The organism is Streptosporangium minutum, assembly GCF_002149035.1.
In the GTDB taxonomy this organism is placed as follows: Bacteria; Actinomycetota; Actinomycetes; order Streptosporangiales; family Streptosporangiaceae; genus Streptosporangium; species Streptosporangium minutum.
On record NZ_NGFP01000379.1, the window covers coordinates 1 to 6,256 of the forward strand.

The following is a 6,256-nucleotide window of genomic DNA, read 5'->3' on the forward strand; positions in this document are numbered from 1 at the left end:
CTGCTGACCGTCGTGGTGCCGGGCACCGACAAGCCCTCGCTCTCCTGCGCCGGCGGCAAGGTGAGCCTGGAGACGTCCAAGGGCTCGGTCAGCTTCCGGGTCAGCGGCTCCGACCTCTCCTGAGGCCCTCCTCCGCGGGCCCGTGGGGTACGGCGCGGCCGTACCCCACGGGGACCGGGTCAGGTCGGCGGCGTGGCCCGCCCGGACCAGGCCGTACGGGTCAGTCGGCGGCGTGGCCCGCCCGGACCAGGCCGTAGGTGACGGCCTGCTCAAGGGCCTGCCAGGAGGCCTCGATGATGTTCTCGTCGACGCCGACGGTGGCCCACTCGCCGGTCGCGTCGCTGGAGGTGATGAGGACGCGCGTGATCGCGTCGGTGCCGTGGGTGCCCTCCAGGATCCGCACCTTGAAGTCGATCAGCTCGACCTCCGCCAGCTCGGGGTAGAGCCTCTCCAGCCCCAGCCGCACGGCCCTGTCCAGGGCGTTGACCGGACCGTTGCCCTCGCCGGTGGCGACGATGCGCTCGCCCTTGGCGTGCAGCTTGACCGTGGCCTCGCTGACCAGCTCGCCGCCGCGGGTCCGCTCGACGATCACCCGCCAGGACTCCACCTCGAAGTGGCGCCTGCGCTCGCCCGCCACGGTGTCGCGGAGCAGCAGCTCGAAGGAGGCGTCGGCGGCCTCGAAGGTGTAGCCCTTGGACTCCATGTCCTTGACCCGGTTGACCAGCTCGCGCGAGATCTCCGGCGACAGCTCGTAGCCCAGCTCGCGGCCCTTGAGCTCGACGGAGGCGCGACCGGCCATGTCGGAGACGAGCATGCGCATGTCGTTGCCGACCCGCTCCGGGTCGATGTGCTGGTAGAGGTTGGGGTCCACCTTGATGGCGCTGGCGTGCAGCCCGGCCTTGTGCGCGAAGGCGGAGACGCCCACATAGGGGGCGTGGGAGTTCGGGGTGACGTTGGTGACCTCGGTGATCGCGTGGGCGATCCGGGTCATGTCGGCCAGCGCCTCCCGCGGGACGAGGTCGAAGCCCCGCTTGAGCTGGAGGTTGGCCACGACGGTGAAGAGGTTGGCGTTGCCGGACCGCTCGCCGTACCCGTTGGCGCAGCCCTGCACGTGGGTGGCGCCCGCCTTCACCGCGGCCAGGGTGTTGGCCACCGCGCAGCCGGTGTCGTCGTGGCAGTGGATGCCGACCCGGGCGGAGGTCTGCACGGCCGCGTGGACGACCTCGGCGAGCTCGTCGGGGAGCATGCCGCCGTTGGTGTCGCACAGGGCGATGACCGAGGCTCCGGCCTCGGCGGCGGTGCGCAGGACCTCCAGCGCGTAGGCTGGGTTGGAGGCGTAGCCGTCGAAGAAGTGCTCGGCGTCGAGGAAGACTCGCTGCCCCTCCGCACGGAGGTGGGAGACCGTGTCGCGGATCATCGCGAGGTTCTCCTGGAGAGTCGTGCGGAGGGCCAGCTCCACGTGCCGGTCGTGACTCTTGGCGACAAGGGTCACGACCGGCGCGCCGGATTCGCGCAGAGCGGCCACCAACGGGTCGTCGGCTGCCTTCACACCGGCTCGGCGGGTCGCGCCGAACGCGGCGAGCTGCGCGTGCTTCAGGTCGAGCTCTGTTTGAGCCCGCCTGAAGAACTCTGTGTCCTTCGGATTCGCACCGGGCCAGCCGCCCTCGATGAACCCGACGCCGAGGCCGTCCAGATGGCGCGCGATGGCCAGCTTGTCGACCACCGTGAGGTTGAGGCCCTCCTGCTGGGCGCCGTCACGCAGCGTGGTGTCATACACATGGAAGCGGTCGTCGGGCATGTCAGTCTCCTGTCGCGGGTTCGATGATTCGCCGCGCGCTCATCCGGCTCTGAGAAACAAAAAAACCCCTCACGGACGTGAGAGGTCTGCGCGCTGGCGGTGTCCCTTTTCAGCCAGCGCGCCTGCCGATAATGAGCAGACCGTAGAACATGATGCTTCGGAGTCTGCCATACGCTGACACCATTTGACACATCGATCTCAGGATCCGAGATGTACAGCTCGCCGGTTCCCGCGCGAGCCTCTGTCGCGGATCGGCCGACGGTGACGAGAATGGCCTGCATGAAGGCGACTTATCTGGCTCCGGCCATCGGGCAATACCTGATCGCGCACACCACCCAGCCGGACGACGTCCTGGACGCGCTCGCCCTGGAGACCCGCGAGGCCACCGGCGACAGGGCGGTCATGCAGCTCTCCCCCGACCAGGGGCCGTTCCTCACAATGATCACGCAGATCAGCCGCGCGGAGAACGTGGTGGAGGTGGGCACCTTCACCGGCTACTCCTCGATCTGCCTCGCCCGGGGCCTGGCCCCCGGCGGCAGGCTGACCTGCTTCGACATCAGCGAGGAGTGGACGGCGATCGCCCAGCGCTACTGGGACAAGGCCGGGGTCGCCGACCGCGTCGAGCTCAGGATCGGCCCGGCCGCCGAGCGCCTGGAGGAGCTGCCCGACGGACAGACGGTGGACCTGGCGTTCATCGACGCCGACAAGGCCGGCTATCCCGTCTACTACGAGATCCTGCTGTCCCGCCTGGTCCCGGGCGGCCTGATCCTCGTCGACAACACTCTGTGGAACGGGCACGTGGCCGACCCCACCGTCGACGACGACGACACCCGCGCCATCCGCGAGTTCAACGACATGGTCATGGCCGACGGCCGCGTCACCTCGCTGATGCTCCCCATCGCCGACGGGATCACCATGATTCGAAAGCACTGACGAGAAGTTCCCCGAACCGCAGGTGGGCGCGAATCTTTGCGATTACTTTGAGTCGCGTGTCAAACACGTTGCGCCCACCCGCGCGGAGGGGAAGACGAGACCATGGCCAAGACTCTGGACCGTCGCGAGGCGAAACCCATGTCCACTAATCACGAGGAGCTCGAACAGCGCTACCAGAAGACCTGCGATCAGTGGCCTGATCGAAAGGTCGAGATCATCAACGGCCGGATCGTGGTGAGAGAGTTGCCCACGCTCAACCACGCCAAGGCCATCCTGCAACTGCTGCTCCAGCTAACCCCGTTTACGACAGAGCGGGGATGGCACCCCGTATACGACGTCAAGATCTTCCTGGGCGTCCAGAAAGATCGTTACAGGCCCGATCTCCTTGTCGTCCCGCAATCACCTCGCATGTGGGATGACGAGAACGTCTACGCCGAGGAGACACTACTCGTGGTGGAAGTGGTATCTCCCAGTAGCCGGGACGACGACCACGTCACCAAGCCCGAGAACTGTGCGATCGCGGGTGTCCCGCTCTACCTGGTGATCGATGGCTTCCAGAACATCGCTCGGCTGCTCAGCCACCCTGGGAAAAAGGGCTATCAGCAGCAACATCAGGTGACCATCGGGGAGCCCCTGGATCTGCCGGAGCCCTGGAAGCTCACCATCGACACCGGAAAACTTCTGGCGTAGGCCGTACAGAGGAAAGCCCAGCCAGGTGGGAGGCCGGGCTCTCCTCGTGTCCGGGTCAGCAGATCTTGTGGACCCAGCCGTGCGCGTCGGGGCGGGAGCCGTACTGGATGCCGACCAGCTCCTCGCGGATCCTGGAGGTGACGGGGCCCTGGGTGCCGTCGCCGATCGTCCAGGCGCGGTCGGCGCCCTTGACCGAGCCGACCGGGGTCACGACCGCCGCGGTGCCGCAGGCGAAGACCTCGGTGAGCTCGCCGGACTCGGCGCCCGCCTGCCACTCCTCGATCGACAGGCGCCCCTCCTCGGCGGTCAGGCCCAGGTCGGAGGCGAGGGAGAGGATCGAGTCGCGGGTGATGCCGGGCAGGAGCGTGCCGGTGAGGGCCGGGGTGAGCAGGCGGTCGCCGTAGACGAAGAACAGGTTCATCCCGCCCATCTCCTCGACGTAGCGGTGCTCGCTCGCGTCGAGCCAGACCACCTGGTCACAGCCCTGCTCGACGGCCTGGCGCTGGGCGACGAAGGCCGCCGCGTAGTTGCCGCCGCACTTGGCGAAACCGGTGCCGCCGGGGGCGGCGCGGGTGTATTCGGTGGACAGCCAGACCGAGACGGGCCTGCCCGCGCCGAAGTAGGCGGCCGCCGGGGAGGCGATCACCATGTAGCGGTAGGTCCGGGAGGGGTAGTTGACGCCGAGGGCGGGCTGCGTTGCGATCATGAAGGGACGCAGGTAGAGGCTGTGGCCCGGGGTCGTGGGGACCCACTCGCGGTCGGTCTGGACGAGGAGCTCCAGCGACTCGACGAACGTCTCCTCGGGCAGCTCCGGCATGGCCATCCGCGCCGCCGACAGGTTGAACCGGGCGGCGTTGGCATAGGGGCGGAAGGACGCGATCGCGCCGCCCTCCTGGCGGTAGGCCTTCAGGCCCTCGAAGAGCTCCTGCGCGTAGTGGAAGACCGCCGTCGCCGGATCCAGGCTCAGCGGGCCGTACGGCATGAGCCGCGCGTCGTGCCAGCCCTGCCCCTCGGTGTAGTCGATCGAGACCATGTGATCGGTGAACGTCTGCCCGAATCCGGGTTCCGCCAGTACCCGCTCACGCTCGGCTGCGGTGCGAGCGTGGTCGGAGAGCTGCACGTCGAAGCTGAGCTTCTGAGCGGTGGTCATGACGGAGATCCTTCTCTTGTTGCGGTCTGCCCTTGAGTCCATTCTGCGATGGACCGGCTAACGGGAAACTACTGCATCCATGTCGAAACCCGGCACTGCCGGGGTAAACGAAGACGCGCCCGGCGGCTCACGTGAGCCGCCGGGCGCGTCTGGGATCGGGAAGGCGGCTTGGTCAGCCGGTTACTCGGGCGGTGATGTCGTCGCCGATCTCGTGGGTGGTCCGGCCGGCCCAGCCGGTCAGCCGCTCGACGAGGTCGTCGGCCACGGCCTGCTCGACCTTGGCGGCCTCGGCGGCCAGGCCGAGGTGGTCCAGGAGCATGGCGACCGACAGGATCGTCGCGGTCGGGTCGGCCTTGCCCTGCCCCGCGATGTCGGGGGCGCTGCCGTGGACCGGCTCGAACATGCTCGGCGCGGTGCGGTCGGGGTTGACGTTGCCGCTGGCCGCCAGGCCGATGCCGCCGGCGACGGCGGCGCCGATGTCGGTGATGATGTCGCCGAAGAGGTTGTCGGTGACGATCACGTCGAAGCGCTCCGGCTGTGTGACGAAGAACATCGAGGCGGCGTCGACGTGGCAGTAGTCGGTCGCGACGTCGGGGTATTCCAGGCTGACCCGGTCGAAGGTGCGGGCCCAGAGGTCGCCGGCGTAGGTGAGCACGTTGGTCTTGTGGACCAGCGTCAGCTTCTTGCGCGGCCGGGTGAGCGCCTTGTCGAAGGCGTAGCGGACGACCCGCTCGACGCCGAAGGCGGTGTTCAGCGACTCCTGCGTGGCGACCTCGTGCGGGGTGCCCCGGCGCAGCACGCCGCCGGCTCCCGCGTAGAGGCTCTCGGTGCCCTCGCGGACGACGATCATGTCGATGTCCTCGGGACGGGCCTTGCCCAGCGGGGTCTCGACGCCGGGGAAGAGCTTGACCGGGCGGAGGTTCACGTAGTGGTCGAGCTCGAAGCGGAGCTTGAGCAGCAGGTCGCGCTCCAGGATGCCCGGGGGCACGCTGGGGTCGCCGATCGCGCCGAGCAGGATCGCGTCGTATCCGCGCAGCTCGTCCAGGACGGCGTCGGGGAGGGTCTCACCGGTCCTGTGATACCGCTTGGCGCCGAGGTCGTAGGTGGTGGTCTCCACCTTCGTGCCGACCGCTTCGAGGACCTTCAGGGCCTCGGTGACGACCTCGACTCCGATCCCGTCCCCGGGGATGACTGCCAGGCGAATGTTGCGCGAATCCATGCAGGCACCTTACCGGTCCGTCTCGGTAATCGAACAATGATCTCACCCACCGGACATTTTCGCGCGCCCGGGACGCGTGATCGCTTTGTCCGGTTTTGCGTCGTATTGACCCTTTCGTTAACTTTGGTTATGGTCCTCTCCATTCGAACCGACGCCTAATCCGCACCGGCCGTCCCCCTTTCGGCCTGCGCGGAGCCGGGGAACCACCTTGCGGGATCCACGGCGTCCAGGACACCTCGCTTCGCACGGCGGAGCCATGTGCCCTGGGCCGCCTTCGACGGGATCCCTTGGGGCGAATCAGCGCTTCCCGCGCTGTAGGGCGGCCTCCACGCCCGAGCCCGACAGCTAACCCGGCCGGCCTTATGGAAGGAACCATCCTGTCCGGCAAGATTTATCCCCGTGTCCTGACCCTGCTCGTCGCCGGCACCACCGTGTTCGCGACCCCGTCCCTCGCCCAGGCCGACAC

General features: G+C 68.1%; 5 protein-coding genes and 1 riboswitch. Of the genes, 2 read left to right on the forward strand and 3 right to left on the reverse strand.

Annotated features, from left to right (window positions below; all coding sequences use genetic code 11):
- Positions 1-220: 220 nt before the first annotated feature.
- Positions 221-1,798, reverse strand: coding sequence for a citramalate synthase (gene cimA, locus CA984_RS41885; RefSeq protein ID WP_086578876.1), 1,578 nt, complete (start codon positions 1,796-1,798; stop codon positions 221-223).
- 270 nt (positions 1,799-2,068) lie between these two features.
- Here cimA and CA984_RS41890 point away from each other — a divergent pair, with 270 nt between their 5' ends.
- Positions 2,069-2,731 carry an O-methyltransferase gene (locus CA984_RS41890; RefSeq protein WP_086578877.1) on the forward strand — a complete coding sequence of 221 codons (663 nt, stop codon included), beginning with the start codon at positions 2,069-2,071 and terminating at the stop codon, positions 2,729-2,731.
- Positions 2,732-2,833: 102 nt separating this feature from the next.
- The gene (locus tag CA984_RS41895) at positions 2,834-3,421 is read left to right on the forward strand and encodes a Uma2 family endonuclease (RefSeq protein ID WP_086578878.1); all 588 of its coding nucleotides are present in this window, start codon (positions 2,834-2,836) and stop codon (positions 3,419-3,421) included.
- Positions 3,422-3,476: 55 nt separating this feature from the next.
- Here the strand turns inward: CA984_RS41895 and CA984_RS41900 are convergent, their stop codons facing one another.
- Both CA984_RS41900 and CA984_RS41905 read right to left on the reverse strand, forming a co-directional pair.
- Complete coding sequence (locus CA984_RS41900) at positions 3,477-4,580, reverse strand: branched-chain amino acid aminotransferase (RefSeq protein ID WP_423229362.1); 1,104 nt, start codon at positions 4,578-4,580, stop codon at positions 3,477-3,479.
- Between the two features lie 163 nt (positions 4,581-4,743).
- The gene (locus CA984_RS41905) at positions 4,744-5,790 is read right to left on the reverse strand and encodes a 3-isopropylmalate dehydrogenase (RefSeq protein WP_086578880.1); all 1,047 of its coding nucleotides are present in this window, start codon (positions 5,788-5,790) and stop codon (positions 4,744-4,746) included.
- Between the two features lie 157 nt (positions 5,791-5,947).
- Positions 5,948-6,165: riboswitch (cyclic di-AMP (ydaO/yuaA leader) on the forward strand.
- Positions 6,166-6,256 lie beyond the last annotated feature (91 nt).